Below are 26,394 nucleotides of genomic sequence, written 5' to 3'. Positions count from 1 at the left end.
TTCCACCGTCGCCTTGCCAAAAGCCGGACCGATGATGCGCGCCCGTCTTCTTCTCGCCGGTCTGGTCGGCACTGCGCTTGCCGCCGCCGGTGCCGCGCAGTTCGACGGCATCTCGCCCGGTGGCAGTTCGTCGTCCTACGAGGTCGCGGGCGTCACCGTCGACGTCGCCGGCAAGACCCCGGACGAGGCACGCTACGGCGGCTGGCGGCTGGCGCAGCGCAAGGCGTGGGTGCAGTTGTCGAAGCGGCTCGGCGCCGGCGGCGCGCCGCTCGGCGACGGCACGCTCGACCAGCTCGTCTCGGGCGTGGTGATCGAAAGCGAACAGATCGGTCCGACCCGCTACATCGCGCGGCTGGGAATCCTGTTCGACCGGGCGCGTACCTCCGCGCTGCTCGGCATCGCCGACCTGTCGCGCCGCTCGTCGCCGATGCTGGTCGTGCCCGTCCAGCAATCGGGCGGCGTCGCGCAGGTGTTCGAACAGCGCACCGACTGGCAGGAAGCGTGGAGCCGTTTCCGCACCGGCAACAGCGCGGTCGATTACGTCCGTCTCGGTGGCACCGGCCCCGATCCGCTGCTGCTGAGCCAAGGTCAGGTCGAGCGGCGCGGGCGCGGTTGGTGGCGCGCGATTCTGGACCAATATGGCGCATCGGACATCCTGATCCCGGTCGTGCGGCTAACGCGGCAATGGCCGGGCGGACCGGTGATCGGCACGTTCGAGGCGCGCCATGGCCCCGACAACGAACTGCTCGAAGGCTTCTCGCTCCGCGTCGGGTCGTCGGACGGCGTGCCCGCGCTGCTCGATGCGGGGGTCAAGCGGATGGACGCCATCTACGCGCGCGCCATGACGCTCGGAGTCCTCGTCCGCGACCCGGCATTGTCGCCGCCGCCGCAGCCGGTCGCGGTGCCCACCGACGACGTCGGCGACCTGATCGAGGACCTCGGCACCACCGATCTGCCGGCCGTAGCGGGGCAGGGGATCACCGTCACGGTCCAGTACGATTCGCCGTCCGCATCCTCGGTCGCCAACATCGAGTCGACATTGCGCGGAATCGACGGCGTCCGCTCCGCGTCGACCACCAGCCTCGCGCTCGGCGGCGTGTCGCTGATGCGGGTGGTGTTCGACGGCGATCCCGCGACCCTGCGCGCCGGCCTCGAGTCGCGGGGCTATCAGGTGGTCGGCGCGGGCAGCACGCTTCGCATTCGTCGCGCGCCGCAATTGCAGCTGCCCGACCTGCCGGCGGACGATCGGCCGACCGGTTGACCGCACGATGAGCGGCCAGATCGCCCTCCCGCTCGGCTGGCCGCCGCGCCAGAACGAGGACGCCTTCCTCGTCACGCCGTCGAACGAGCGCGCCGCTTACCTGCTCGATCACTGGGGCGCCTGGCCGGTGATGACCGCACTGCTGACCGGCCCGCGCAAGTCCGGCCGCACCCTGCTGGCCCGCATTTTCGCCATCAAGAGCGGTGGCACCGTCATCGACGACGCCGACCGCGTGCCCGAGGAAGAGCTGTTCCACGCCTGGAACGCCGCGCAGGCGGCGCGGCGCCCGCTGCTGCTCGTCGCCGACGCCGCGCCGCCGGTGTGGGAAGTGGCACTGCCCGACCTCCGCTCACGGCTCGCGGCGGGCATCGTGGCCGATATCGGCGCCCCCGACGATCGGCTCGTCCACGCGCTGCTGGAGGCGCAGTTCGCGCGGCGTGGCCTCGACGCGCGCGCCGACCTGGTCGACTGGCTGGTGCCCCGCCTGGAGCGGAGTCACGTAGCTGTCATGCGCGCGGTGGATGCGCTGGATCAGGAGGTGCTGGAGACCCGAAAGCGCCTCTCGGTCCCGCTCGCCCGCACCACGCTCGCGGCGGCTGGGCTGATCGCCGACCTGAAGCGTTCGGAACAACCATGACCGCCCGTCCCTACCTCGCCAGGCTGACCCACCCCGACGATCACGCCGACGCCGGGCCGAGCGGCGAGCGCTATTTCAACCGCGAGTTGTCATGGCTCGCCTTCAACCGCCGCGTGCTCGAAGAAGCATGCAACGAGGCGCATCCGCTGCTGGAACGGCTGCGCTTCCTGTCGATCTCCGGCTCGAACCTCGACGAGTTCTTCATGGTCCGCGTTGCCGGGCTGAAGGGGCAGCAGCTCCGCGACGTCGATCACAGCTCCGCCGACGGCCTGACCGTGGCTCAGCAGCTGACAGCGATCACGGCCGAGGCCGACCGGCTGCTCGCGTCCCAGCAACGCGTCTGGGGCGACCTTCGCACCGCGCTGGACGAGGCCGGGCTGATGGTGCTGCGCCGCGACGAGGTCGACGAGGACGCGGCCGCTTGGCTGGAGGAGCATTTCCGCGAACAAATCTTCCCGACGCTGACCCCGCAGGCGCTCGATCCCGCGCACCCGTTTCCCTTCATCCCCAATCGCGGGCTGTCGGTGATCTTCGACCTCGTCCGCGACTCGGACGGCGAGCCGATCCGCGAGCTGGTGATGCTGCCCGCCGTGACCCGGCGCTTCGTCCAGCTGCCGGGCATCCCGGCGCGTTTCGTGGCGATCGAATCGGTGCTGAAGCGGTTCGCGCCCGTGCTCTTCCCCGGCTACGCGATGCATGGCGCGGCCAGTTTCCGCGTCCTTCGCGACAGCGACATCGAGCTGGAGGAGGAGGCGGAGGACCTCGTCCGCTACTTCGCGAACGCGATCAAACGCCGCCGCCGCGGCCGCGTCATCCGGCTGGAGCTGGAGACGGGCACCCCCGACGGCCTCGTCGCGGTGTTGAAGGAGGAACTCGGCGGGGCGGCGGCGATCGTCACCGAATCGGGTCAGCTCCTCGGTCTCGCCGACCTGGAGCTGCTGGTCGATCAGGATCGTCCGGACTTGAAGTTCCCTCCCTTCACGCCGCGCTTTCCCGAACGCATCCGCGAATATGCCGGCGACTGCTTCGCCGCGATCCGCGCCAAGGACATCGTCGTCCATCACCCCTACGAGACATTCGAGGTGGTGATCGCCTTTCTCAAGCAGGCGGCGGCCGATCCCGACGTCGTCGCGATCAAGCAGACGCTGTATCGCGCCGGCAAGCAGTCCGCCGTCATCAACGCGCTGATCGCCGCCGCCGAGGCGGGCAAGAGCGTCACCGCCGTGGTCGAGCTGAAGGCGCGCTTCGACGAGGAACAGAACCTCGCCTGGGCATCCGCGCTGGAACGCGCCGGCGTGCAGGTCGTCTACGGCTTCATCGACTGGAAGACCCACGCCAAATGCGCGATGGTCGTCCGGCGCGAGGGGCAGGGGTATCGCACCTACTGCCATTTCGGCACCGGCAACTATCATCCGGTGACAGCGCGCATCTATACCGATCTCAGCTTCTTCACCGCCGACCCTGCCGTGGCGCGCGATGCGGCGCAGATGTTCAACTACATCACCGGCTATGTCGAGCCGACGAACATGACCAAGCTGGCACTCAGCCCGCGCGACCTGCGCCCGCGCCTGACCGCGCTGATCGATGGGGAGATCGCACATGCCCGTGCCGGACGCGCGGCGGCGATCTGGGCGAAGATGAACAGCCTGGTCGACCCCGCGATCATCGAGAAGCTGTACGAGGCGAGCGGCGCGGGGGTGGAGATCGAACTTGTCATGCGCGGCATCTGCTGCCTGCGCCCGCAGGTGCCCGGCATGTCGGAACGCATCCGGGTCAAGTCGATCGTCGGCCGCTTCCTGGAGCACAGCCGCATCTGGGCGTTCGGCAACGGCCAGGCGCTGCCCAACGACCGCGCCGGCCTCTACATCTCGTCCGCCGACTGGATGCCGCGCAACTTTGACCGGCGAGTCGAATACATGCTGCCGATCGACAATCCGACCGTCCACGAACAGATCCTCGATCAGGTCATGGTCGCTAACCTGATCGACGACGAACAGAGCTGGGTACTCGGTTCCGACGGCGACTATACCCGCATCCAGCCGGGCGAGCGGCCGTTCAACCTCCACCGCTACTTCATGACCAACCCCTCGCTGTCCGGCCGTGGCGCGGCGGCCGAAGAAGGCGGCGAAGTGCCCACGCTGTCGCTGCGGCCCGCACGATGAATCTCATCGCCCCCATCGCCCGCGCACTATCGAAGCCTCTCGCCGAACCCCGGACCGCCATCGTCGATATCGGTTCCAACTCGATCCGCCTCGTCGTCTATCAGGGGCCCGAGCGGCTCCCTGCCATCCTCTTCAACGAAAAAGTCCTCGCCGGCCTCGGCCGTGGGCTAGCCGCGACCGGGGCCATCGACGCCCGCGCCATGGCCGCCGCCCGCGTGGCACTTGCCCGATTCGCCCGGCTCGCGCGCGAGATGGAGGCGACGCGGCTCCGCACCGTCGCCACCGCCGCCGTTCGCGACGCCGCCAACGGGGCCGAGCTTATCGCCCATGCCGAGGACGTCGGGCTGTCGGTCGAAATCCTGTCCGGGGAGCAGGAGGCGCTCGGCGCCGGCTATGGTGTGCTCTCCGCCTTTCCGCAGGCCGACGGCATCGTCGGCGATCTGGGCGGCGGCAGCCTGGAGCTGATCCGCGTCAAGGACGGTCAGCCCGCCGAGCGCGTTTCCTTTCCCTTCGGCGTGTTGCGCCTCGCCGCCGCACGCGCGAACGGAGACGGGTCGGCCGAGGCAAAGGTCGCGAGCGCCATCGACGGGGCGGGCTGGACCGGGCGGGGCAGGGGATTGCCCTTTTACCTCGTCGGCGGGTCGTGGCGCGCGCTGGCGCGGCTCGACATGGACCTGACCGGCTATCCGCTGCCGATCATCCAAGGTTATTGCATGGACGCCGCCACGATCGCGCGGCTGATCGCCACGATCGAGGGCGCGACGCGCAGCCGCCTGCGCGCGACACCCGGCCTCTCCTCCGGGCGCATCCCAACGCTGGGTGACGCCGCCGGGCTGCTGCAATTGCTGATGCGCGAGCTCGGCAGCACCAGCACGATCGTGTCGGCCTACGGTCTGCGCGAGGGCCTGCTGTTCGAGGAACTCGACGTCGCTACCCGCGCGCAGGACCCGCTGTTGGTCGCCACCCGTGACGAGGGCCGGCGGGCGGGCCGCTTCCCCGAACATGGCGACTTGCTCGACCGCTGGCTGCAACCGCTGTTCGATCGCGACCCGCCGGCCGCCGCGCGGCTACGCAACGCCGCCTGTCAGCTCGCCGATGTGGGCTGGCGCGCCAATCCGGAGTTCCGCGCCGAACGCAGTGTCGAGGTCGCGCTGCACGGCAATTGGGTCGGCATCGACGCCGCCGGCCGCGCGCAGGTGGCGCAAGCGCTTCACGCCAGCATGGGCGGGCAGGGCGTGCCCGCACCGCTGGAGCGCCTCGCCGGCAAGGGCCAACGCGACCGCGCCACCGCCTGGGGCCTCGCGATGCGGCTCGGTCAACGGCTGAGTGGCGGCCTCGCCGGTCCGCTGCGGCGCTCGCGGCTGTCGGCGGACGAAGGCACCGTCACCCTCCACCTCGCCGCCGAAGACCGCGCGCTCTACGGCGAAGCGGTGGAACGCCGCCACGCCGCTCTGGCGACTTCGCTGGGTAGGTTACCGATCCTGAGCGCCTGAGCGCCTGAGCGCCTGACGCGCTACCCGCACCGTACCGCAGTAATCACCCGCCGATGATCTACCCGGATCGTCAGCCGATCCTCGCGAAAATCCATCGTCGTCATCTCGCCCGGATGCACGACCCGTACGGTCCGGGCGCCCGACAGTCGCTTCGCACGCGACGGGACGTGCCGGCGATAGCGTTCGCCGACCAGCACCTCCGCCGGCCGCGCCGCGCACACGGCGGCGGGCTCCTGCGGCACTGCCGCCAACAGCAGCAGGGTGAACATCATGCTTCTTCCTCCGCCTCGGGGTTCGATCGCGTCATCTTCAATTTGCCGCCGACCACCGCGAACGCCACGCGTCCCTCGACCAGGTCGAGCGCCTCGTGCCCGAACTGGTCGTAGCGCCAGCCCTCCAGCATCGGCAGCCCGCTCCGCGCGCCCGCGGCCAGCGCCTCCAGCTCGTCCGACCGGGCCAGCAGCTTCGACGCGACGTCGATGTCCCGCGCCCTGATCTTCAGCAGCAGCTTGAGCAGGTCCGCGACCAGCGCGCCGTCCTTGCCCAGTCCCGGCTTGCGGTCGTCGCGCGGCGGCAGCTCGTCGTCGTTCAGCGGCGGCGCGTCCTCCAGCGACGCCATCAGCCGCGCGCCGATATCGTTCCCGGCCCAGGTCGCTGACAGCCCGCGGACCTTCGCCAGGTCGGCCTGTCGCCGCGGCGGGTGGCCGGCGAGGTCCGCCAGCGTCTCGTCCTTGACGATCCGCCCGCGCGGCAGGTCCTTCGCCGCCGCTTCCTGTTCGCGCCACCGTGCCAGCGCCTTCAGCCGACCCAGCACGTCGGGCTTTCGGCTCGGCACCCGCACCCGCCGCCATGCCTGATCCGGGTCGTTGGCATAGTTGGATGGATCGGCCAGCCGCTCCATCTCCTGATCCAGCCACGCGCCGCGCCCGGTCTTCTTCAGCCGCTGCAGCATCTTGGGAAAGATCTGCGCCAGATAGGTGACGTCACCGATCGCATAGTCGATCTGCCGCGCCTCCAGCGGCCGCTTCGCCCAGTCGGTGAAGCGCGCGCCCTTGTCGATCTGCACGCCCAGCCAGCTGTCGACCAGGTTCGAATAGCCGATCTGCTCGCCTTGCCCCAGCGCCATCGCCGCGACCTGCGTGTCGAACAGCGGGTGCGGCGTCCGCCCGGTCAGGTTGTAGATGATCTCCAGATCCTGCCCGCCCGCGTGAAAGACCTTCAGCACCTCCTCGTCCTCGACCATCAGGTCCAGCAGCGGCTTCAGGTCGAGACCGGGCGCCATCGGATCGATCGCCGCCGCATCGTCGCCGCCCGCGACCTGGATCAGGCACAGGATCGGCCAGAACGTGCTCTCGCGCATGAATTCGGTATCGACCGTGATGAAGTCGCATTGCGACCAGCGGTCGCACAGCCGGCGGAGCGTATCGGTGTCGGTGACGAGCGGATGAACGTGCATCGGCAAGCCATAGCGGGCGGACGCGCGTTGACAAACAGGGCGCGCAGGTAGCGGGTTCAGACGGCGCTATCGGACAGCGCCTTGCAAGCGTCTCCGTCCCGCGCCAGCATCCGGGCGAATTGCTCGAGCGGCTGCTGATCCACCGCCGTCGCATAGACGCCGTCTTTCTGTCGCTGGATGCGGTCGACGTCCGCGGCCGTCTTCCCCGCGGCCGTCGCCTGCGTGACGGCATAATCGTGGAACGCCGCCGACCCCGCGCCCCGCGCGCGCGCTCGTTCCAGCATGTCCGTCCTCGCGGCGCCGGTTTCCTGCGTCGCCAACGACGAATAGAGCCGCGACAGCGCGGTCATCGTACTCGCGCAAGCCGCGAATTGCTCGAAGCGGTTCGGGTCCTCAGACGCGATGGGCGTGGCGGTGTTCGCGGCCGCCTGATTATCGACCCGCGCCGGTGCTTCGCAACCGGCCAGGATCATTGCGGCGCCGGCGGCGACAAGACGTACGATCATATGGTTCTCCATGTCGCTGTCGTCCTATCGCAACGCGCTGCTCGCAAAACCTCCCGGAACCGCTAGGGAACAGCTTCCGCCCGCATGCGGACGCGGGTTGACAAACCGGGGAGGGGTGGGGAAGCAAATGTCCGCCTTATCCGTCATCCCCGCGCCCGCGAGGACCCATCTCCAGAGGCTGGCCCAAGCTCAACTGCACGAGATAGGCCGCGCTTTTGCGGGGGTGACGAACACCAATTCGCGAGAACAATAAAATGCACGCCTATCGCACCCATAATTGCGCCGCGCTCGACGCCACGGCGGTCGGCGACACGGTCCGCCTCTCCGGCTGGATTCACCGCAAGCGCGACCACGGCGGCGTGCTGTTCATCGATCTGCGCGATCACCACGGCATCACGCAGATCGTCGCCAAGGCCGGTAGCCCCGTGCTCGACCTCCTCGATTCACTTCGCGTCGAGACGGTCGTCACCGTTACCGGCGAGGTCGTCGCGCGCGAGGCCGGTCAGGCCAACCCCAACCTCCCGACCGGGGCGATCGAGGTCGTCGCGGCCGAGGTGATCGTCCAGTCCACCGCGCAGGAGCTGCCGCTTCCCGTCTTCGGCGAGGCGGAGTATCCGGAAGAGATCCGGCTCCGCTACCGCTATCTCGACCTCCGCCGCGAGCGGCTCCACGCCAACATCATGCTGCGCGCCAGCGTCGTCGCCAGCGTCCGCCGCCGCATGATCGAGGGCGGCTTCACCGAGTTCCAGACCCCGATCCTCACCGCCTCCAGCCCCGAGGGCGCGCGCGACTATCTCGTTCCGTCGCGCGTCCACCCCGGCAAGTTCTATGCGCTCCCGCAGGCGCCGCAGATGTTCAAGCAGCTGCTGATGGTCGCCGGTTTCGACCGGTATTTCCAGATCGCACCCTGCTTCCGCGACGAAGACGCCCGCGCCGACCGCTCGCCCGGCGAGTTCTACCAGCTCGACTTCGAGATGAGCTTCGTCACGCAGGAGGACGTCTTCGCCGCGATCGAGCCGGTGCTGCACGGCCTGTTCGAGGAGTTCGCCGACTGGCAGGGCAAGAGGCGTCAGGTCTCGGCGCTGCCCTTCCGGCGCATCCCGTATCGCGAATCGATGCTGAAATACGGCAACGACAAGCCCGATCTTCGCAACCCGATCCTCATCACCGATGTCAGCGACCGCTTCCAAGCCTCTGGTTTCGGGCGGTTCGCGTCGATCGTCGAGGCCGGCGACGTCGTCCGCGCCATCCCCGCGCCGGGCACGGCGGACAAGAGCCGCAAGTTCTTCGACGACATGAACGCCTGGGCACAGGCGGAGGGGTTCGCCGGACTCGGCTATGCCACGCGCAAGGCCGGCGAGTGGGGCGGTCCGATCGCCAAGAACCATGGCGAAGAAGGGATGAACGCGATGGCCGACGCGCTCGGCCTCGGCCCCGACGACGGCCTGTTCTTCGCCGCCGGTCCTGCCGCAAAGGCCGCCAAGCTCGCCGGTCTCGCCCGCACCCGCGTCGGCGAGCAGCTCGGCCTGATCGACCCCAAGCGCTTCGAGTTCTGCTGGATCGTCGACTTCCCGATGTTCGAATATGACGATGACGCGAAGAAGGTCGACTTCAGCCACAACCCCTTCTCGATGCCGCAGGGCGAGCTGGAGGCGCTGGAGACCAAGGACCCGCTCGATATCCTCGCCTATCAGTACGACATCGTCTGCAACGGCATCGAGCTGTCGTCCGGCGCGATCCGGAATCACCGGCCGGAGATCATGTACAAGGCGTTCGAGATCGCCGGCTACACGCGCGCGGACGTCGATCGCGAGTTCGCCGGCATGATCAACGCCTTCAAGTTCGGCGCCCCGCCGCACGGCGGCTCCGCGCCCGGCATCGACCGCATGGTCATGCTGCTTGCCGACGAACCCAACATCCGCGAGGTCATCACCTTCCCGATGACGCAAAAGGCCGAAGACCTGATGATGGGCGCGCCCAGCTTCGTCTCGGCCAAGCAGCTCAAGGAATTGAACCTGCAATCGACGGTGGAACGGAAGGACGTGGCCGGGGCGGTTGCGCCGGGCGCAGCGTAGCGGCTCGGGAACTGCCGCTAGCGGTTCGTCATTCGGATATCCGATCGCCCCGCGCTGCCATAGCCTTCGGTAGCCAGCACCTGATAGTCCAGCGTGCCGAGCCGAAGACCTAGCCTGCGCCAGCCCGCGACGTGATTGGCGAAGGTGATGGTATGGTTGCTCTGCGGTGCACGGCGGGAGGTCCGAACGCTCCAATATTGGTCGAAGGTCGCGGTGCCGGCGATCGACGGCTGATCGACTCGGCGCGTGCGGTATACGCGATAGGTTCCGGCGTCGCTGGTGATCGTCCCGAGCGGCGCGGCACACGCGCCCGGTGGCACGAAGTCGCCCCAGCTCTCGACCACATAATATTCCACCAAGGGATTTTTCGACCAGCCATAAAACGACAGGTAACCGTTGGCACCCGGCTCGAACACGTTCGCCTCGTAGTGCACGACGCGATCGGGCGAGCCCGTGGTCCAGCCGCGACCCGCAACCATGTTGCCACGTGCGCCGAGCCGCCAAATCACGCTATAACCCCCGGCAGGCCGCAACGTCATGCAGCCCGATCCGCTATCACGCCAGAAGGTGTGGAAGCTCCCGCCTCGCGTCCCGGTCGCGTTGGTGCAGATGGTCTCGGAGTCCGCGCCCACGACCATGCCGACGGCCAAGGTGACGGCGGCGCGTGTGATCGACAGCATGACACACCCCTAGCAGCATAGGTCGCGCGTTTCACGCACGGGTCTGGCCCGTTTCGTCCAGCCCTGCCAAAGATCGGCCATGCCGGACGACCAACTCCGACCCGTCGCGCCCGGGCCGCTCACCCGCTCCCTCGGCCTCCTCGGCGTGCTTTTCCTCACGCTCTCCGTCACCACTCCCGCCTCGTCGGTGTTCGTCTTCGTCCCCGACATGCTGGCCGCCGCCGGCACCGGCGCGATCTGGGCGTTCGTCATCGCCGCGATCGTCTGCGTCGCGACCGCCTTCATCTATGCTGAGCTGTCGTCCGCGTGGCCGGTCGCGGGCGGCGAGTATGTCATGGTGGCGCAGACGCTGGGGCCGTTCGCGGGGTTCGTGATGCTCGGCGTCAACGTGTTCAACAACCTGATCTTCCTGCCGGTCGCCGGCCTCGGCATCAGCGACGTGCTCTCCGTCGTCATCCCCGGCCTGCCGCAGTTGCCCGTCGCGCTTGCGGTGGTCGCCGCGTGCACCGTCGTCGGGCTGTTCGACATCCGCCTCAACGCCGCGATCACCGGCTGCTTCCTCCTGCTGGAGGTGGTGACGCTGGTAATCGTCGCATGGCTCGGCTTCGGCGACGCGGTCCGCTCGCCGCTGGCGTTCCTCAGCCATCCCGTCGCGGGCGCCGCGCTTCAGCCGGTCAGCGCCGCGTCGATCGGCGTCGCCACCTCGATCGCGATCTTCGCGCTCAACGGCTATGGCGCCGCCGTCTATTTCGGCGAGGAGATGCACGACGCATCGGCGCGCATCACGCGCGCGATCATGCTGGCGCTGGTCGTGACGCTGGCGCTCGAAGGCTTGCCGCTGCTAGCCCTGCTCACCGCCGCGCCCGATCTCGCGGCGACCTTCGCCGGCGACAATCCGTTCGGCGCGTTCGTCGCGGAGGCGGGCGGCAGCGGCCTCGCCAAGTGGGTCGCGGTCGGCGTCGCGCTCGCCATCGTCAACGCGATCATCGCCTGGGTGCTCGCCTGCGCGCGCTTCTTCTACGGCACCGGGCGCGACAATAGTTGGGGACGCCCGATCGACGGCTGGCTGACGGCGATCCACCCCCGCTTCGGCTCGCCCTGGCTGGCGACGCTGCTGCTGGGCGGCGTCGGCATGGCGCTGTGCTTCATCGACAAGGCGCTGCTGGAGGTGTGGAGCGGCACCGGCCTGATCGCGATCTATGCCGGCATCGCGGTCGCCGCGATGATCGGGCGACGACGCGGCAGCAGCGCGCACGGGCGCTACCGGATGCCGCTCTATCCGCTGGCGCCGCTCATCACGATCGCGGCGCTCGGGTACGTCGTCTGGACGAACTGGCTGGACGTGGCGACCGGCCGCCCCGCGCTGATCGCCACCGCGCTCCAGATCGCGGTCGCCGCAGCCTATTACCGGCTGGTGCTCCGCCGCCGGGGCGCGTGGACGGTCCACGTTCCCGAATAGCCTATCTTACACGCCCGCCGCGACACGCTACGGGACGCATGCTGTACCCGCCACGCCGGCGCCCGATCTCTACGTAAGCGCGGTTCCCGCGAGGATCGTGACGTTCAGCAACTCACGCCGCCTCGAACCGCCCGTCCGCACCCAGCACGCGCAGCTTGCCGTCGGCGATCGCGAATACCGCGCCGTGGATCGCCAGCGTCCCCGCCTCGACCCGCTCGCGCACGAAGGGAAAGGTCATCAGGTTGGCGATCGACACCTCGACGCAAGCCTGTTCCAGCGCGCGCTGCCCGTCCGCGCCGGTGCCGTGCGCGGCCACTACCCGCTCGCGCGCCTCGTCGAGCAGCGAGATCCAGTTGGCGACGAACCCGCCTTCGCCCTCCTCGGCCCCCGCCAGGCTGCGCGTCAGCGCCGCGCTGACGCCGCCGCACGCGCCATGTCCCAGGACCACGATCTCTTCCACGTCCAGTTTGGTGACCGCGAACTCCAGTGCCGCCGACACGCCGTGCCGCCCGCCGTCGGGTTCGAACGGCGGCACCAGATTGGCGACGTTGCGGACGACGAACACCTCGCCCGGCCGGCTGCCGAAAATCGTCGCGGGCTCGACCCGGCTGTCGGAGCAGGCGATCACCATCACTTTGGGCGATTGGCCGCTCGCCAGCTCCTGCCAGCGCTCCCGCTCGGCAAGCCATTCGTTGCCGCGAAACCGGTAATAGCCGTCGACCAGATTGCTGAAGTGCGTCACGCAATGCCCTCTTCGCGTTGTTTCGCGGCGGCGCAGTCGCTATCTGCGCCGTCATGACCGAGCCTCTCCCGCTGGCCGCTCCGGCCCGCCAGCGCAAGCCCGACTGGATCCGCGTCAAGGCGCCCACCTCCGTCGGCGTCGGCGAGACGCGCAAGCTGATGCGTCGCCTCGGCCTCGCCACCGTGTGCGAGGAGGCCGCTTGCCCCAACATCGGCGAGTGCTGGACCAAGAAGCACGCGACGGTGATGATCCTGGGCGACACCTGCACCCGCGCCTGCGCGTTCTGCAACGTCAAGACCGGGATGCCTCGCGCCGTCGACGCGCTGGAGCCCGAGCATGTCGCGGTCGCCGCCGCCGAGCTCGGCCTCAGCCACATCGTGGTGACCTCGGTCGATCGCGACGACCTGCCCGACGGCGGCGCGTCGCAGTTCGTCGAGGTGATCCAGGCGCTGCGCCGCAACACGCCGACCACGACGATCGAGATCCTGACGCCCGACTTCCGCAACAAGGCACAGGCTGCGGTCGAGTCGATCGTCGAGGCGCGCCCCGACGTCTACAACCACAATCTGGAAACCGTGCCCCGCCTGTATCCCACGATCCGCCCCGGTGCGCGCTATTACGCCTCGCTGCGGCTGCTGGAGAGCGTCAAGCGCCACGACCCGTCGATCTTCACCAAGTCGGGCGTGATGACCGGGCTCGGCGAGGAGCGGCTGGAGGTGCATCAGGTGATGGACGACATGCGCTCCGCCGACATCGATTTCCTGACCATGGGCCAGTATCTCCAGCCGACGCCGCGCCACGCCAAGGTCGCCGAGTTCGTGTCGCCCAAGGCGTTCGACGCCTATGCCGCGATCGCGCGTGCAAAGGGCTTCCTGCTGGTCGCGGCCAGCCCACTGACGCGGTCCAGCTACCATGCCGGCGACGACTTCGCGAAGATGAGGGCGGCGCGCGAGGCGAAGCTTTCGCGTGCCCCGATCCATGCCTAGCCATCACGAAACCCGCCATCTGCCCTACACCCCGGAGCAGATGTACGACCTGGTCGCCGACGTCCGACGCTATCCGGAGTTCCTGCCCTGGGTCAGCGCCATGCGCGTGCGGCAAGACGGCCCGACCGAAACGCTGGCCGACATGATCGTCGGCTTCAAGGGCTTGCGCGAGACCTTCACCAGCCGCGTCGAAAAGGAGCGGCCGACCCGCATCCACGTCGATTACGTCGACGGTCCGCTCAAGCACCTCCGTAACGACTGGGTGTTCCGGCCGGAGGGGCAGGGGGGCTGCGCCGTCGACTTCACGGTCGACTTCGCGTTCAAGAACCGGGTATTCGAGATGCTGGCGGGGCAGGTCTTCGGCGTCGCGCTGCGCAAGATGATCGGCGCGTTCGAGACGCGCGCGGGGCAGCTCTACGACGGGTTAGGCGCCGTCGGCATCAGCAGTTCCAGCGCGCACAGCGCCGCCTGAAGCCTGATCCCGCCGCGCCCGCGATCGCCGAACTCCTTGCGGTCGGCATGGATGTCGGCGGGGTCCTGTCCCCGGATCGCGCGGGCGAAGACGACGGTGCCGACCGGCTTCCGCGCCGAGCCGCCGTCCGGCCCGGCGACCCCGGTGATCGCCACCGCGACATCGGCGTCGCTCTTGGTCAACGCCGCTTGCGCCATCGCCCAGGCGGTCGCGATCGAGACCGCCCCGAACGTCTCCAGCACGTCGGAGCTGACCTTGAGCATGTGCCCCTTGGCCTCGTTGGAATAGGTGACATAGCCCGCCTCGAACACGTCGGACGCGCCGGGCAGCTCGGTCAGCGCGGCGGACACCAGCCCACCGGTGCAGCTCTCGGCGACCGCGATGCGCCGCCCCGCCGCGCGGTTCGCCGCGATCACCTTGCGCGCCGCCTCGACCAGCTCGGGCGGCAGGATCGTGTCCATCAGCGCGCCTCCGCCAGGCACAACGGCAGCGCGGCGACGGGGTTGCGGTCGCCCGGCTGCGCCCGCTTGGCATAACGCAGCGCCGCGACGATCACGCCCGCCGTATTGCGCGGCGGCAGCGGCTCCAACAGCGTGACCAGCCGGTCGATCGTGGGGCAATCGCGCGGGTTGATCCGCCCGACGATCAGCGGCGCGACCAGCGAGGCGAGCAGCGGGCGGGCATAGTCTGAGCCGAGCAGCGCCTCGGCCGTCGGGTTGCTGAGCTTGACGATCGCCGCGCGCGCCGCCGGCCAGGCGCGGTCGGCTTCGGCCTGATAACGTTGCAGCAGCGGGTTCGGCCGTCGCCGCAACGGGCTGGCAGCGGCCAGCTGCGCGGCGCAAACGGTGCCGGTCTGCCGCATGATCTCGGGCAGCGCGACGGCGGCGAGCGACTCGGCCTCGGGCGGCGACAGACACGGCTGCTGCGCCGGCGCGGCAGCGGTCGCCAGCATCAACGCGGCGATGGCGGTCGCGTTCAGCGCGGTTCGGGGCAAAGCTCGATCCCGCGGGTGCTTCGGCCGCCAAGCTGGGCCGCCATGACGAACAACCCGGCGACGTTGCGCGCGGGCAGGGGGGCGGCGAGCGTGACCGCGCGCTCAACCTTGGCGCAGGTCGCGGGTGAGACGTCATCGATCATCTCGTCGATCATCATCCCCCGCATCATCGTCAGCATCGCCGGCGCGTCCGCCGCGCTGATCTTGGCGCTGCCGAACCGTGAGATCGCCGCCGCGGCGCCCGCCATCGCGGCCGGCGCCTCCTCACGCCAGCGCGTCACCAGCGGCGTCAGCCCGCTGCGGAGCGTCGCTGTCGCGGGCAGCGAGGTCGCGCATTTGAGACCGACCGCCTGCACGGCATCGGGCAGCAGCACGACCGCCAGCGCCTCAAGCTCGGCGGGCGGAACGCATCGCGGCGTGGCGCTCTGCGCTGCGGTCGCCCCCATCATCGCCCCGATCGCGACGATCGCCGCTACCCTCATGCCGTCGCTCCCGTCCAGCCGGGCAACCGCACCGTCGCGGATGCCTGTGCCGCGATGCCCTCGCCACGACCGGTGAAGCCCAGCCGCTCGGTCGTCGTCGCCTTGATGCTCACCCGCTCGGGCGAAAGGCCGAGCAGCGCGGCGATCCGTGCCTGCATCCCCGCCCGGTGCGGCCCGATCTTCGGCGCCTCGCAGATGATCGTCAGGTCGACGAACGCGATCTGCCCGCCCTTGGCCGCGATCAGCTCGGCGGCGTGGGTCAGGAACCGGTGCGACGCCGCGCCCTTCCATTGCGGATCGCTCGGCGGAAAGTGCGTGCCGATATCCCCCGCCGCGATCGTGCCGAGCAGCGCGTCGGTCAGCGCATGCAGCGCCACGTCCGCGTCCGAATGCCCCGACAGCCCGCGATCGTGCGGCACCAGCACGCCGCCCAGCCACAATTCCTCGCCCGCTTCCAACCGATGCACGTCGAAGCCGGTGGCGCTGCGCCACTCCCACCCGGCGCGCGCTTCGGCGGCGGCGAAGTCCTGCGGTTGCGTCACCTTGTCCAGCATCGGATCGCCCTGCACCAACGCTACCGGCAAGCCAAGCCGCCGCACCATCTGCGCATCGTCGCTCGCCTCGGCACTGTCGTCCCACGCCGCATGGGCGCGCCGAAGCGTCGCCGTGTCGAAGCCCTGCGGTGTTTGCACCCGCCACACGCCGTCGCGGGGCACGACCTCGCCGAGAAGCGCCTCGCCGCGCACCAGCGTATCGGCGACCGGCAGCACCGGCGTGACCCCCGGCGCGTCGTCGAGCGCCGCCAGCACACGATCGATCACCGCCGCCGGCACGAACGGCCTCGCCGCGTCGTGGACCAGCACCCGAGCGGTCTCCACCGCCTTCAGCCCGTTCGCCACCGACTCCCGCCGCGTCGCTCCCCCGATCACCAGCCGGACGTCGTCCACCGCCTCGCGGGCGAAGTCCTCCTGTCCCACGGCGACGACGACGACCACGGCATCGATCGCCGGGTTGTGTCGGAACGCTTCCACCGCATGTCGAAGCATCGGCCGCCCCGCGACCGGCTGGAATTGCTTGGGCAGCGCACCGCCTGCGCGACTGCCCGATCCGGCGGCGACGATGAGCGCGGTGGTCATGACGCCAGCGCTAGTCGCTGACCGCGCGCCTTGCCAGCCCACGCCGCCGCGCCTAGATACTGCCCGTTTTTCAGGCAATCCGAATGCGCTCCCTCGCTCCCCTCCAGATCGGCTCGGTCCGCATCGAGACGCCGGTGATCCTGGCGCCGATGACCGGTGTCACCGACCTGCCGTTCCGCACGCTCGTCCGCCGCTATGGCTCCGGACTGAACGTCACGGAGATGATAGCCAGTCAGGCCGCGATCCGCGAGACGCGCCAGTCGCTCCAGAAGCTCGCCTGGGACCCGTCGGAAGAGCCGGTATCGATGCAGCTCGTCGGCTGTACACCCTACGAGATGGGAGAGGCCGCGCGGCTGGCGGAGGATCGCGGCGCGGCGATCATCGACATCAACATGGGCTGCCCCGTCCGCAAGGTGACCAGCGGCGACGCCGGTTCGGCGCTGATGCGCGACCTGAAGCTCGCCGCCGCGATCGTTCGGGGCGTGGTCGCGGCGGTGTCGGTGCCGGTCACGCTGAAGATGCGGATGGGCTGGTGCCACGACAGCCTCAACGCCCCCGAACTCGCGCACATCGCGCAGGATCTGGGCGCCCAGATGATTACCGTCCACGGCCGCACCCGCAATCAGATGTACAAGGGCGACGCCGACTGGGGCTTCGTTCGCCGCGTCAAGGATGCGGTGGCGGTGCCGGTGATCGTCAACGGCGACATCTGCTCGGTCGAGGACGCCGAAGCCGCCCTGGATCAGTCCGGCGCCGACGGCGTCATGATCGGTCGCGGCAGCTATGGCCGCCCGTGGCTGCTCGGGCAGGTGATGGAGGGTCTCCGCAGCGGCCGTCATTTGCCCGATCCGTCGCTCGACGAGCAATACCGGACGATCGCGTCCCACTATGAGGCGATGCTGGAGCATTACGGCACCGTCACCGGCGTCAACATGGCCCGCAAACATATCGGCTGGTACACCAAGGGTTTGCCCGGCTCGGCGGAGTTCCGCCACGCGGCCAACCAGGAACCGGACCCGAACCGCGTCCGCGCGATGCTCGCCGAGTTTTACGCACCCCATCGCGAGGCCGAGCCGGATCGTCGTCAGCTTGCCGCCTGATCCCGGCGCTCCCGCCGCGCACGAACTGTTCGCGGCGCTGCCGGTGGCGGCGATGCTGGTCGATCCGCAACAGCGCGTCGCGCAGGCCAACGCGCTCGCCGAACAGCTGCTCAACACGTCCGAACGGCAGATGGCGGGCCAGCCGTTCGCGGCCGTCATGCCGTCGCCGACGCATGGCGAGGTGCACGACGGCCACGGCTTCGCCGCATACGATACGGAGATCGTGACGGCCCGCGGCCACAAGCTGCGTGTCGACTTTCTGGAGGCGCAATTGCCCGACCGACCGGGCTGGCGGCTGGTCACGCTCCACCCCGTCGCCGCGTCGCGCCGGCTGGGCCATTCCGCGGATCGGGACGCCGGCGCGCGGGCCGCTGTCGGCGCGGCGGCGATGCTCGCGCATGAAATCAAAAACCCGCTGAGCGGCATTCGCGGCGCCGCACAACTGATCGGCGCCGCCGAGACCGGGGGCGAGTTGCCCCAGCTGATCGTCACCGAGGTGGACCGCATCGCCGCGCTGATCGATCGCATGCAGGATTTCGGCGACACTCGCCCGCTGCCGACCAGCGCCGGCAACATCTATCCGTTGCTCGCGCATGTCCGCAGCCTGGCGGCGGCCGGATTCGCGGCGGGCGTGCCGATCGAGGAGCGGTTCGACCCCTCGCTGCCGGCGGCGCTCATCAACGGCGACGCGCTGACCCAAATCCTCCTCAACCTGCTCAAGAATGCGCGCGAGGCGGTGCGTGACGTCATGGAACCGCGCCTGATCCTCACCACCGCCTACCGCCACGGCATGGCGGTCAGTGCCGGCCCGGATCGCCCGCGCCTGCCGTTGCCGATCGAGATCTGCGTCATCGACAACGGTCCCGGCGCGCCTGCCGACATCGCCGACCACCTGTTCGACCCGTTCGTGTCGGGCCGTCCGGAGGGGCAGGGGCTGGGACTGGCCCTGGTCGACAAGCTGATGCGCGACATGGGCGGCATCGTTCAATATGGGCGCGAGGGCACGCCCGAGCGCACCGTCCTGCGCCTGCTGTTACCGAGAGCGACGGCGTGAGCCGCGTCCTGCTGATCGAGGACGACGCCGCGATCCGCACGGTCATCGTTCAGGCGCTGCGCCGCGCCGGTCACGAAGTGGAGGCGGTCGATACGCTTGAGGCGGCCCGCCGCGCGCTTGCGATCCGGGCGCCCGACGTCCTCGTCACCGACGTCGTTCTCCCCGATGGCGACGGGCTCGATCATCTCGCAGAGGTGACCGACCGCCACCCCGAACTGCCGGTGATCGTCCTCTCCGCCCGCAATACGCTCACCACCGCCGTGCGCGCGACGGAGGCGGGTGCGTACGAGTACCTGCCCAAGCCCTTCGACCTCGACAACCTGACCCGCGCGGTCGCCGGCGCGGTCGCACGGCGCGGCACGACCGCCGACGCCATGGCGACCGACGACGACCCCAGCCTGCCGCTGATCGGCCGCTCGCCGTCGATGCAGGACGTCTATCGCGTCATCGCCCGTGTCGTCGCCAACGACCTGACGGTGCTGGTGTCGGGCGAGTCGGGCACGGGCAAGGAGCTGGTGGCCCGCGCCATCCACGATCTCGGCCCTCGCCGCGCCGAGCCCTTCGTCGCGATCAACATGGCCGCGATCCCGCGCGAGCTGATCGAGGCGGAGCTGTTCGGGCACGAGCGCGGTGCCTTCACCGGCGCGACGCAGCGTACCGCCGGGCGGTTCGAGCAGGCCGGCGGCGGTACGCTGTTCCTCGACGAGATCGGCGACATGCCGATCGAGGCGCAGACCCGGCTGTTGCGCGTCCTTCAACAAGGCGAGTTCACCACCGTCGGCGGTGCCCGCGCCATCCGCACCGACGTGCGGATCATCGCCGCCACCAATCGCGATCTGGGGCAACAGGTCGCGAGCGGTGCCTTTCGCGAAGACCTGTTCTACCGCCTCAACGTCGTGCCCGTGCGCCTGCCGCCGCTGCGCGAGCGACGCGAGGACGTCCCGCTCCTGTCCCGTCACTTCCTGGAACAAGCGGTCGCGCAGGGCCTGCCGCGACGTCAGCTCGCCGCCGACGCCATCGCGGCGCTGGTCGCCTATGACTGGCCCGGCAACGTCCGCGAGCTTGAGAACCTGATGCGGCGCCTCGCCGTCCTCGCCCGCGACGAGGTGATCGATGCCGACGCGGTGCGCGCGATGCTGGGCGAGCCGCGCGAGGTCGAGGGCAGGGGCGAGGACTTCGCCGCCGCCGTCCGCGCGCTGATCGAGAAGATCGCCCGCGAGCGCCCCGGCGCGCTCGACGACGGCACGCTCTACGACCGTATCATTACTGAGGTGGAACGCCCGTTGATTGAGGCGGCGCTGACCCGTCATGGCGGCAATCAGCTTCGCGCCGCCCGTGCGATCGGCCTCAACCGCAACACGCTGAAGAAGCGCCTGGACGCACTTGGAATCGCCGCCAGGAGCGACGCGGCGGGTTAACGGATTCGTAATATGTGCTTTCCTTGCAACAGTTGAGGCTGTAGCGATGGGGCAATGGCGTTGTCGGTGCTCGCTGAAGTCGGTCGGGAGGAGCGTTCCTCTCCACCGACGCTGATGCCGGTGCTGCGCGCGCTGCTGGTCGCCCTTCTCATCGCGGTCGGCTCCGTCAGCTACATCCTGGTGATGCGGCAGGGCAGCTCGGCTACGCCTTACAATCCGTTGTTGATCGCATTGCTGCTGGTCGGCAACCTGATCGCCGGTTCGGTCGTCCTCGTCCTGATCGGCCGCAGCATCGCGCGCCGCCGCGCCGCCCGCTCGCCATCGGGGGGAAACGGGGAGCTCCACGTTCGCCTCGTCGCGCTGTTCTCGATGGCGGCGGCGGTCCCGATGATCCTGGTGACGATCGCGGCGTCGTTGCTGTTTCAATACGGCGCGGCGTTCTGGTCGTCCTCACAGGCACAGGCGATGCTGGGTAACACCCGCGAGCTGGTGCGTGGCAACTATCAGCGCGAAGTCGATGACATCGCGGCGCAGATGCGCGCAATGACGATAGACATCGCCGATCAGCTCCATACGACCCCGATCGAGGACCCGTACTTCGCGCGATACCTGTCGTTTCAGGTCTTGCAGCGGGAAATGTCTGAAGGGATGATCGTCAGCGCGTCGGACCGTGCGCCGCTCGCCGTCGTCAATCCGTATCTGCGACCGCTCGTTAACGTCGTCACCCCAAAGATGATGCGGGAGCTGGACGCGGGTAAGCCCTACGTACTCGTGCAACAAGCCGATCGGATCGGCATGCTGGTCCGTCTCGATTACGGTCGCCGCAGCTATCTGTTCGGCTCTCGAATATTCGAGGGAAAGCTGGCCGAGCAACTGCGGCGTAGTGACGCGATCACCCGTGATTTCCAGGCGTTGCAGACCCGTTCGCGCGCACTCCAGCTTCGCTTCAACGCCGGCCTCCTGCTCATCGGGCTGCTCATCGTCGGCATCGCGGTCTGGATCGCGCTGCGCGTCGCCGACCGCCTGATCCGACCGATCGACGAGCTGGTCGGCGCGGCGCGGAGCGTCGCCGACGGCGACCTCGCCGCCCGCGTTCACGAAACCAAGGAGCGCGACGAGATCGGCACGCTCGGCCGCGCCTTCAACCAGATGACAGGGCGATTGCAGGAGCAGAACAGTGCGCTGGAAAGCCGCCGCGCGCTGATCGAGGCGGTGATGGCCGGGGTTTCCGCCGGCGTCGTCGCCAGCGATGCGGAGCGGCGGATCACCATCGCCAACAGCTCGGCGGCACGCCTGCTCGGGATCGACGCGCTCGTCGGCCGCCCGCTGATCGAGATCGCGCCCGCACTCGACCTACTGCTACGCGACGGTCAGCGCGAGGCGATCGTTCAGGTGGGGGAGGGGGAGCCCCGGACGCTGGCCGTCCGGATCGCGCGCGGTGCTGCGGGCAACATCCTCACCTTCGACGATATCACCCAGCAACAGCTGGATCAGCGTCGCGCCGCCTGGGCCGACGTCGCGCGCCGCATCGCGCACGAGATCAAGAACCCGCTCACCCCCATCCAGCTCGCCGCCGAACGGCTCCAGCGCCGCTATGGCGCCAAGGTCGATCCCGACGACACTACCTTCGCGCGCCTGACCGATACCATCGTGCGTCAGGTCGGCGACCTGCGCCGGATGGTCGACGAGTTCTCCTCCTTCGCGCGCATGCCGAAACCGATGTTCCGCGACGAGCCGCTCGCCGACATCGCGCGCCAGACGCTGTTCCTGCACGAGGTCGCGCATCCAGGCATCCGCTTCATGCTCTCGACCCCCGACCCCGAGCCGCACCTGGTCTGCGACCGTCGTCAGATCGGCCAGGCGCTCACCAACCTCGTCAAGAACGCCGCCGAGGCGATCGAGGCGACCGGACGAGGGGAGGGGGAAGTAGCCCTGACGCTTCGGGCGGCCGCGGCCCGAGTGATTATCGAAGTCTCCGACAACGGCACCGGCCTACCCGCCGACCGCGATCGCATCGTCGAGCCCTATGTCACCACCCGCGCGCGCGGCACCGGCCTGGGGCTCGCGATCGTCAAGAAGATCGTCGAGGAGCATATCGGCACCATGACGCTGTCCGACGGTCGCGGTGGCGGCACCGTCGTCACGCTGTCCTTCGATGTCGCCGCGCTTGCCGCACTCCACGACGGCGCCGACCCCGCCAGCCCTTCCGGCGAGGAACAGCTCGCCCAACTCATGCCGATACGGACCTGACACCATGGCGCTCGATATCCTCGTGGTCGACGACGAACAGGACATTCGCGAACTGGTCGCCGGCGTGCTGGAAGACGAAGGCTACGACACGAGAAGCGCCGCCAACAGCGACGACACGCTGGAGGCGATCGCCGCGCGCCGCCCGTCGCTGGTGTTGCTCGACGTCTGGCTCCACGGCTCGCGGCTCGGCGGTCTCGAACTGCTCGACGAGATCAAGCGCCGCGATCCGACGGTGCCGGTGCTGGTCATCTCCGGTCACGGCAACCTCGACACCGCCGTCGCCGCGATCCGCCGGGGCGCCGCGGACTTCATCGAAAAGCCGTTCGAGGCCGAGCGTCTGCTGCTGATGGTCGCCCGCGCGACCGAAACCGAGCGACTTCGCCGCGAAGTCGCGTCGCTACGCGCCACGGCCGGGCGCGATGTCGACCTGACCGGCAGCTCCGGCGCGATCAACGGCGTCCGTGCCACCCTGAAGCGCGTTGCCGCCACCGGCAGCCGCGTCCTCGTCACCGGCCCGGCCGGCGTCGGCAAGGAAGTAGCCGCGCGGCTGCTCCACAATTGGAGCCAGCGTACCGATGCGCCATTCGTCATCGTCTCCGCCGCCCGCATGACGCCGGAGCGGGTCGAGGAAGAACTGTTCGGGGTGGAGGAGAGCGGCGACGTCGTCCGCCCCGGCCTGCTCGAACAGGCACATGGCGGCACGCTGTTCCTCGACGAAATCGCCGACATGCCCGTCACGACGCAGGCCCGTATCCTGCGCGTCCTCACCGACCAGAGCTTCACCCGCGTCGGCGGCACCCGCGTCGTAAAGGTCGATGTCCGCGTCGTGTCCGCCACCTCTCGCACCCTGACCGACGAGATCGCCGAGGGACGCTTCCGCGAGGACCTCTATTACCGCCTCAACGTCGTACCGGTCGCGATCCCTTCGCTCGCCGAGCGCCGCGAGGACATCCCGGCGCTCGTCCAGCATTTCACCGCCCACTACGCCAACGATCGCCGCGTGCCGACGCCGGAGGTTGCGTCCGACGCCATGGTCGTGCTGCAATCCTATGACTGGCCGGGCAACGTTCGCCAGCTTCGCAACGTCATCGAACGCACCATCATCCTGGCGCCGGGGGATCGCATCGGACGGATCGACCTGGATTTGCTCCCCGCGGAGGTGCTTGGCGACGACGGTGGGGGGGCAGGCGCGGGGGCTATGATGGGCGCACCCTTGCGCGAGGCACGCGAGACTTTCGAGCGCGAATATCTCCGCGTCCAGATCCGGCGCTTTTCAGGGAACATTTCGCGCACGGCGAGCTTCATCGGCATGGAGCGTTCCGCGCTGCACCGGAAGCTGAAGCTGCTCGGTATCGCGGAGACGAGAGAGGAATAGACCCGGACCCCGGACCGGCCTAAACCGCCCGCTTCCCCGATCGAGCGGGGGCAATCCGACGCCGGGCACCGGCGCGCCGCGGGGCACGACCCCGCCAATGACGAAAGGCACACAAGATGGCCGACAAGCAAGGCTCGCTGCAGGACCTCTTCCTCAACGGCGTGCGCAAGACCAAGACGCCGGTCACCATGTTCCTGGTCAAGGGCGTCAAGCTCCAGGGCATCGTCACCTGGTTCGACAATTTCTCCGTCCTGCTTCGCCGCGACGGCCAGTCGCAGCTGATCTACAAGCACGCCATCTCCACGATCATGCCCGCCGGGCCGATCGACCTCGACGCAATCGTCGGCGCGACGGGAGAAACCGGGCGTAAGCCGTTGTTGCAGGACGTTTTCCTCAACGCGGTCAAGCGCTCCGACGAGAGCGTGACGATGTTCCTCATCAACGGCGTCATGCTGCAGGGCTATATCGCCGGCTTTGACCTGTTCTGCATGCTGCTGACCCGCGAGGGCATGGCGCAGCTGGTCTACAAGCATGCCGTGTCGACCATCCAGCCGGCGCGGCCGCTCAACCTCGCCGAAGAGAGCGTCGAGCCCGAGGACGAGTCGGATTGAGCTCGACTGTGCAAGGCGGTGGCTTCGACCGCGATCGTGACGACTTCGCGCGGGGTGCGCGCGCGCTGATCGTGTTGCCCGATCGAGGTGACGCCACGCGCGATGCCGCGGCGCGGCTTGACGAGACCGCCGGCCTCGCGGCTGCGATCGGCCTCGTCGTCGCCGACAAGATCGCGCTCAAGGTCCGCCAGCCGCGCCCGGCGACGCTGATCGGTAGCGGGCAGGCCGACGAACTGGCGATCCGCGTGCGACAGGAGGACGCGCAGCTGGTCGTCTTCGACGCCGGCCTGACGCCGGTGCAGCAGCGCAATCTGGAGACCACGCTGGAAGCGAAGGTGATCGACCGCACGGGGTTGATCCTGGAGATCTTCGGCGAACGTGCCGCGACCGCCGAGGGCCGCTTGCAGGTGGAACTCGCGCATCTCGACTATCAGGCCGGACGCTTGGTCCGCAGCTGGACTCACCTCGAGCGCCAGCGTGGCGGCTTCGGCTTTCTCGGCGGGCCCGGCGAAACACAGATCGAGGCCGACCGCCGCCTGATCCGCGATCGCATGGCGCGGCTCAAGCGCGAGCTGGAACAGGTCAGCCGCACCCGCGGGTTGCATCGAGATCGCCGTCAGCGCGCGCCGTGGCCGGTGATCGCGCTGGTAGGCTATACCAACGCGGGAAAGTCGACGCTTTTCAATCACCTGACCGGCGCTGACGTCATGGCGGAAAACCTGCTCTTTGCGACGCTCGACCCGACGCTGCGGCAGATCTCGCTGCCCGGTCTCGACAAGGCGATCCTGTCCGACACGGTCGGCTTCGTTTCCGATCTCCCGACCCAACTCGTCGCCGCATTCAAGGCGACGCTGGAAGAAGTGGTCGCGGCCGACATGCTCATTCATGTCCGCGACGTCGCTCACCCGGACGCGGAGGCTCAGCGCACCGACGTGGAGGCGGTGCTGGCGGAGATCGGCGTCGCTCCCGAAGCACCGCGGATCGAAGCGTGGAACAAGCTCGACCTGCTCGACACCCGCCGCCGTGACGCGCTCCTCGCCGACGCGGCGCGCCGTACCGACGTGGTGGCGATCTCGGCGCTGAACGGGGAAGGGGTGGGGGAACTCACCCGCCGCATCGCAGGCGACCTGACCGCCGGCCATCGCCGCTACCGTGTCGTCCTGCCGGACAGCGACGGCGCCGGTGCGGCGTGGCTTCACGCCCATGGCGAGGTGTTGACGCAGGAGCAGGGAGAGGACGTTACGGCTTATGACGTACGGCTGTCACCGTCGGACTATGACCGGTTCACCCGTCGCGGCGCTTGACCGCCTGCCACAGCGCTTCTTTCTCATCGAGCGAAAGCGTCGAAAAGACGTCACCAGCCTGGGCTTCCATAGCGCCGAACCGCCGCTCGAACTTCCGGTTCGCCACCCGCAAAGCGCCCTCTGCGTCGACGCCGAGGTGACGTGCCCAATTGACGACGGCGAGGAGTAGATCGCCGACCTCCTCCGCCACCGCATCCCCCGTCGCTGTTTCCACCTCTTCGAGTTCCTCATCGATCTTCGCCCGTGGGCCGCTGGCATCTGGCCAGTCGAACCCGACCCGCGCCGCGCGCTTTTGCAGCTTTTCCGCGCGCAGCAATGCCGGCAGACCGAGCGCGACGCCGTCCAACGCACCACCCACGCCCTTGGCACGTCGCTCATCGGCTTTGCTCGCCTCCCAGTCGAGCTTGTCGGCCCCGGCGAAGATATGAGGGTGGCGCCGCTCCATCTTGTCGGCGATGCCGGATGCGACGTCGGTCAGGGTAAAGGCTTTGGTTTCCTCGGCAATCCGGCTGTGAAACACGACTTGAAGCAGTAAATCGCCGAGTTCGTCCTTTAGATCGGCCGTGTCGTTACGCGCGATCGCATCGGCCACTTCATAGGCTTCCTCGATGGTATAAGGAGCGATGGTCGACCAGCTTTGCGCCTGATCCCACTCGCACCCGGAGGTCGGGTCGCGCAGTCGCGCCATGATCGCGACCAGACGATCGATGGGAGACGAAGGGGACACTATTTCAGTCAAAG

25 protein-coding genes are annotated in these 26,394 nt (G+C 68.9%); 15 read left to right on the top strand and 10 right to left on the bottom strand.

Annotation, left to right across the window (positions count from 1 at the left end; all coding sequences use genetic code 11):
- Positions 1-34 precede the first annotated feature (34 nt).
- The 4 genes from ACOFKS_RS05385 to ACOFKS_RS05370 are packed head-to-tail and all read left to right on the top strand — an operon-like array spanning position 35 to position 5,553.
- Positions 35-1,261 (top strand): heavy-metal-associated domain-containing protein, encoded by a 1,227-nt coding sequence (locus tag ACOFKS_RS05385; protein ID WP_419808712.1) that lies wholly within the window; start codon positions 35-37, stop codon positions 1,259-1,261.
- Between the two features lie 7 nt (positions 1,262-1,268).
- Complete coding sequence (locus ACOFKS_RS05380) at positions 1,269-1,898, top strand: HdaA/DnaA family protein (protein WP_419808218.1); 630 nt, start codon at positions 1,269-1,271, stop codon at positions 1,896-1,898.
- Positions 1,895-4,060 (top strand): RNA degradosome polyphosphate kinase, encoded by a 2,166-nt coding sequence (locus tag ACOFKS_RS05375; RefSeq protein WP_419808217.1) that lies wholly within the window; start codon positions 1,895-1,897, stop codon positions 4,058-4,060. Before ACOFKS_RS05380 ends, ACOFKS_RS05375 begins: the two co-directional genes overlap by 4 nt.
- Positions 4,057-5,553, top strand: a complete 1,497-nt coding sequence (locus ACOFKS_RS05370; protein ID WP_419808216.1) for a Ppx/GppA family phosphatase — start codon at positions 4,057-4,059, stop codon at positions 5,551-5,553. Before ACOFKS_RS05375 ends, ACOFKS_RS05370 begins: the two co-directional genes overlap by 4 nt.
- 20 nt (positions 5,554-5,573) lie before the next feature.
- Here the strand turns inward: ACOFKS_RS05370 and ACOFKS_RS05365 are convergent, their stop codons facing one another.
- Genes ACOFKS_RS05365 through ACOFKS_RS05355 form a run of 3 tightly spaced genes read right to left on the bottom strand, consistent with a single transcriptional unit; the run spans position 5,574 to position 7,515 of the window.
- A complete protein-coding gene (locus ACOFKS_RS05365) occupies positions 5,574-5,825 on the bottom strand; it encodes an I78 family peptidase inhibitor (RefSeq protein WP_419808215.1) in 252 nt (83 codons plus the stop codon).
- Positions 5,822-7,009 (bottom strand): ribonuclease D, encoded by a 1,188-nt coding sequence (rnd, locus tag ACOFKS_RS05360; protein WP_419808214.1) that lies wholly within the window; start codon positions 7,007-7,009, stop codon positions 5,822-5,824. Before rnd ends, ACOFKS_RS05365 begins: the two co-directional genes overlap by 4 nt.
- A gap of 56 nt (positions 7,010-7,065) precedes the next feature.
- A complete protein-coding gene (locus ACOFKS_RS05355) occupies positions 7,066-7,515 on the bottom strand; it encodes a hypothetical protein (protein WP_419808213.1) in 450 nt (149 codons plus the stop codon).
- Between the two features lie 254 nt (positions 7,516-7,769).
- On the opposite strand from ACOFKS_RS05355, the gene aspS reads away from it, so the two are divergent.
- On the top strand, positions 7,770-9,590 hold the full coding sequence (gene aspS, locus ACOFKS_RS05350; RefSeq protein ID WP_419808212.1) for an aspartate--tRNA ligase: 1,821 nt from the start codon (positions 7,770-7,772) through the stop codon (positions 9,588-9,590).
- A 17-nt stretch (positions 9,591-9,607) separates the two neighbouring features.
- Here aspS and ACOFKS_RS05345 read toward each other — a convergent pair whose 3' ends face one another.
- Complete coding sequence (locus ACOFKS_RS05345; protein ID WP_419808211.1) at positions 9,608-10,270, bottom strand: glycoside hydrolase family 11 protein; 663 nt, start codon at positions 10,268-10,270, stop codon at positions 9,608-9,610.
- A gap of 79 nt (positions 10,271-10,349) precedes the next feature.
- Here ACOFKS_RS05345 and ACOFKS_RS05340 point away from each other — a divergent pair, with 79 nt between their 5' ends.
- The gene (locus tag ACOFKS_RS05340) at positions 10,350-11,729 is read left to right on the top strand and encodes an APC family permease (RefSeq protein WP_419808210.1); all 1,380 of its coding nucleotides are present in this window, start codon (positions 10,350-10,352) and stop codon (positions 11,727-11,729) included.
- Positions 11,730-11,841: 112 nt separating this feature from the next.
- On the opposite strand, the gene ACOFKS_RS05335 is transcribed toward ACOFKS_RS05340, so the two are convergent.
- On the bottom strand, positions 11,842-12,471 hold the full coding sequence (locus ACOFKS_RS05335) for a carbonic anhydrase (protein WP_419808209.1): 630 nt from the start codon (positions 12,469-12,471) through the stop codon (positions 11,842-11,844).
- Positions 12,472-12,524: 53 nt separating this feature from the next.
- Between ACOFKS_RS05335 and lipA the strand changes: the two genes are divergently transcribed.
- On the top strand, positions 12,525-13,457 hold the full coding sequence (gene lipA, locus ACOFKS_RS05330; protein WP_419808208.1) for a lipoyl synthase: 933 nt from the start codon (positions 12,525-12,527) through the stop codon (positions 13,455-13,457).
- Positions 13,450-13,929, top strand: coding sequence for a type II toxin-antitoxin system RatA family toxin (locus ACOFKS_RS05325; protein ID WP_419808207.1), 480 nt, complete (start codon positions 13,450-13,452; stop codon positions 13,927-13,929). The genes lipA and ACOFKS_RS05325 overlap by 8 nt, the downstream gene beginning before the upstream one ends.
- Here the strand turns inward: ACOFKS_RS05325 and ACOFKS_RS05320 are convergent.
- From ACOFKS_RS05320 to ACOFKS_RS05305, 4 genes are read right to left on the bottom strand one after another with little or no spacing between them, the layout of a single operon-like run.
- Entirely contained in the window at positions 13,872-14,390 is a 519-nt protein-coding gene (locus ACOFKS_RS05320; RefSeq protein ID WP_419808206.1) for a CinA family protein, read from the bottom strand. The two genes, ACOFKS_RS05325 and ACOFKS_RS05320, sit on opposite strands and share 58 nt — an antisense overlap.
- Positions 14,390-14,923, bottom strand: a complete 534-nt coding sequence (locus tag ACOFKS_RS05315) for a hypothetical protein (RefSeq protein ID WP_419808205.1) — start codon at positions 14,921-14,923, stop codon at positions 14,390-14,392. Before ACOFKS_RS05315 ends, ACOFKS_RS05320 begins: the two co-directional genes overlap by 1 nt.
- Positions 14,905-15,405 carry a hypothetical protein gene (locus ACOFKS_RS05310; RefSeq protein ID WP_419808204.1) on the bottom strand — a complete coding sequence of 167 codons (501 nt, stop codon included), beginning with the start codon at positions 15,403-15,405 and terminating at the stop codon, positions 14,905-14,907. Before ACOFKS_RS05310 ends, ACOFKS_RS05315 begins: the two co-directional genes overlap by 19 nt.
- Positions 15,402-16,541, bottom strand: coding sequence for a bifunctional 2-C-methyl-D-erythritol 4-phosphate cytidylyltransferase/2-C-methyl-D-erythritol 2,4-cyclodiphosphate synthase (locus ACOFKS_RS05305; protein WP_419808203.1), 1,140 nt, complete (start codon positions 16,539-16,541; stop codon positions 15,402-15,404). The genes ACOFKS_RS05310 and ACOFKS_RS05305 overlap by 4 nt, the downstream gene beginning before the upstream one ends.
- Before the next feature lie 83 nt (positions 16,542-16,624).
- Between ACOFKS_RS05305 and dusB the strand changes: the two genes are divergently transcribed.
- The 7 genes from dusB (at position 16,625) to hflX (ending at position 25,653) form a co-directional block, all read left to right on the top strand.
- The gene (dusB, locus tag ACOFKS_RS05300; protein WP_419808202.1) at positions 16,625-17,641 is read left to right on the top strand and encodes a tRNA dihydrouridine synthase DusB; all 1,017 of its coding nucleotides are present in this window, start codon (positions 16,625-16,627) and stop codon (positions 17,639-17,641) included.
- A complete protein-coding gene (locus tag ACOFKS_RS05295) occupies positions 17,631-18,695 on the top strand; it encodes a two-component system sensor histidine kinase NtrB (RefSeq protein ID WP_419808201.1) in 1,065 nt (354 codons plus the stop codon). The genes dusB and ACOFKS_RS05295 overlap by 11 nt, the downstream gene beginning before the upstream one ends.
- Entirely contained in the window at positions 18,692-20,113 is a 1,422-nt protein-coding gene (gene ntrC, locus ACOFKS_RS05290; RefSeq protein WP_419808200.1) for a nitrogen regulation protein NR(I), read from the top strand. Before ACOFKS_RS05295 ends, ntrC begins: the two co-directional genes overlap by 4 nt.
- A gap of 66 nt (positions 20,114-20,179) precedes the next feature.
- The gene (locus ACOFKS_RS05285; protein WP_419808199.1) at positions 20,180-22,363 is read left to right on the top strand and encodes an ATP-binding protein; all 2,184 of its coding nucleotides are present in this window, start codon (positions 20,180-20,182) and stop codon (positions 22,361-22,363) included.
- Between the two features lie 4 nt (positions 22,364-22,367).
- Complete coding sequence (locus tag ACOFKS_RS05280; RefSeq protein ID WP_419808198.1) at positions 22,368-23,738, top strand: sigma-54-dependent transcriptional regulator; 1,371 nt, start codon at positions 22,368-22,370, stop codon at positions 23,736-23,738.
- Positions 23,739-23,854: 116 nt separating this feature from the next.
- Positions 23,855-24,349 (top strand): RNA chaperone Hfq, encoded by a 495-nt coding sequence (gene hfq, locus ACOFKS_RS05275; RefSeq protein WP_419808197.1) that lies wholly within the window; start codon positions 23,855-23,857, stop codon positions 24,347-24,349.
- Positions 24,346-25,653, top strand: coding sequence for a GTPase HflX (gene hflX, locus ACOFKS_RS05270; RefSeq protein ID WP_419808196.1), 1,308 nt, complete (start codon positions 24,346-24,348; stop codon positions 25,651-25,653). The genes hfq and hflX overlap by 4 nt, the downstream gene beginning before the upstream one ends.
- Here hflX and mazG read toward each other — a convergent pair.
- Complete coding sequence (gene mazG / locus ACOFKS_RS05265) at positions 25,634-26,341, bottom strand: nucleoside triphosphate pyrophosphohydrolase (RefSeq protein WP_419808195.1); 708 nt, start codon at positions 26,339-26,341, stop codon at positions 25,634-25,636. The two genes, hflX and mazG, sit on opposite strands and share 20 nt — an antisense overlap.
- Positions 26,342-26,394 lie beyond the last annotated feature (53 nt).

The sequence above is a fragment of the Sphingomonas sp. genome (genome assembly GCF_965200135.1).
Lineage (GTDB): Bacteria > Pseudomonadota > Alphaproteobacteria > Sphingomonadales > Sphingomonadaceae > Sphingomonas.
This window is presented reverse-complemented; position numbering and strand designations above follow the sequence as displayed.

Bases quoted from the DNA above. Each gene is read 5' to 3' on its own strand.
- ACOFKS_RS05385 (WP_419808712.1), top strand. From the start codon at position 35: ATGCGCGCCCGTCTTCTTCTCGCCGGTCTGGTCGGCACTGCGCTTGCC.
- ACOFKS_RS05380 (WP_419808218.1), top strand. From the start codon at position 1,269: ATGAGCGGCCAGATCGCCCTCCCGCTCGGCTGGCCGCCGCGCCAGAAC.
- ACOFKS_RS05375 (WP_419808217.1), top strand. From the start codon at position 1,895: ATGACCGCCCGTCCCTACCTCGCCAGGCTGACCCACCCCGACGATCAC.
- ACOFKS_RS05370 (WP_419808216.1), top strand. From the start codon at position 4,057: ATGAATCTCATCGCCCCCATCGCCCGCGCACTATCGAAGCCTCTCGCC.
- ACOFKS_RS05365 (WP_419808215.1), bottom strand. From the start codon at position 5,825: ATGATGTTCACCCTGCTGCTGTTGGCGGCAGTGCCGCAGGAGCCCGCC.
- rnd (WP_419808214.1), bottom strand. From the start codon at position 7,009: ATGCACGTTCATCCGCTCGTCACCGACACCGATACGCTCCGCCGGCTG.
- ACOFKS_RS05355 (WP_419808213.1), bottom strand. From the start codon at position 7,515: ATGATCGTACGTCTTGTCGCCGCCGGCGCCGCAATGATCCTGGCCGGT.
- aspS (WP_419808212.1), top strand. From the start codon at position 7,770: ATGCACGCCTATCGCACCCATAATTGCGCCGCGCTCGACGCCACGGCG.
- ACOFKS_RS05345 (WP_419808211.1), bottom strand. From the start codon at position 10,270: ATGCTGTCGATCACACGCGCCGCCGTCACCTTGGCCGTCGGCATGGTC.
- ACOFKS_RS05340 (WP_419808210.1), top strand. From the start codon at position 10,350: ATGCCGGACGACCAACTCCGACCCGTCGCGCCCGGGCCGCTCACCCGC.
- lipA (WP_419808208.1), top strand. From the start codon at position 12,525: ATGACCGAGCCTCTCCCGCTGGCCGCTCCGGCCCGCCAGCGCAAGCCC.
- ACOFKS_RS05325 (WP_419808207.1), top strand. From the start codon at position 13,450: ATGCCTAGCCATCACGAAACCCGCCATCTGCCCTACACCCCGGAGCAG.
- ACOFKS_RS05320 (WP_419808206.1), bottom strand. From the start codon at position 14,390: ATGGACACGATCCTGCCGCCCGAGCTGGTCGAGGCGGCGCGCAAGGTG.
- ACOFKS_RS05310 (WP_419808204.1), bottom strand. From the start codon at position 15,405: ATGAGGGTAGCGGCGATCGTCGCGATCGGGGCGATGATGGGGGCGACC.
- ACOFKS_RS05305 (WP_419808203.1), bottom strand. From the start codon at position 16,541: ATGACCACCGCGCTCATCGTCGCCGCCGGATCGGGCAGTCGCGCAGGC.
- dusB (WP_419808202.1), top strand. From the start codon at position 16,625: ATGCGCTCCCTCGCTCCCCTCCAGATCGGCTCGGTCCGCATCGAGACG.
- ACOFKS_RS05280 (WP_419808198.1), top strand. From the start codon at position 22,368: ATGGCGCTCGATATCCTCGTGGTCGACGACGAACAGGACATTCGCGAA.
- hfq (WP_419808197.1), top strand. From the start codon at position 23,855: ATGGCCGACAAGCAAGGCTCGCTGCAGGACCTCTTCCTCAACGGCGTG.
- mazG (WP_419808195.1), bottom strand. From the start codon at position 26,341: ATGGCGCGACTGCGCGACCCGACCTCCGGGTGCGAGTGGGATCAGGCG.